Here is a 388-nt window from a genome sequence, read left to right as displayed (position 1 = left end):
GCGGTGGTTTACCTAACTAAGCTTTAACGTTGGTTCCTAGCGTAGAAATTGTATGCGTTTGGCCTCCGGCATTGTAGGTCATGCCAATTTTGCCGTGACTTTGCTGCATCATATTGCTGAGTTTTTTGAAGCTAAGGTGTGCTCGATTCAAGGCTTCGCCATTTACTAGGTTCGCTTGATGGCAGTCGTGCACTATGGACTTGATGGTTGCGACTAACTGAGCAAGTTCAGGGTTCTCGGTTAGTTCAGATATATTAGTATGGGCAGCGATTCGTTGATCGGTTGATCTTAGTTGTTCAACAAGAACCACTTTCTCTTTGGCTATTCGCTCAATATCGCTCGATTGTCGGCTTGTAATAGCGATTTTCTCTGAACTCAATAATTCAGA

1 protein-coding gene is annotated in these 388 nt (G+C 43.8%); it reads right to left on the bottom strand.

Annotation, left to right across the window (positions count from 1 at the left end; translation table 11 throughout):
• Window positions 1-16: 16 nt before the first annotated feature.
• Window positions 17-388: flagella synthesis protein FlgN (locus AB4653_RS22090; RefSeq protein WP_372105354.1), on the bottom strand; the 372-nt coding region annotated here is incomplete at its 5' end.

Source organism: Vibrio sp. 10N.222.48.A3, from assembly GCF_041475345.1.
GTDB lineage: Bacteria > Pseudomonadota > Gammaproteobacteria > Enterobacterales > Vibrionaceae > Vibrio > Vibrio tasmaniensis_A.
This window is presented reverse-complemented; position numbering and strand designations above follow the sequence as displayed.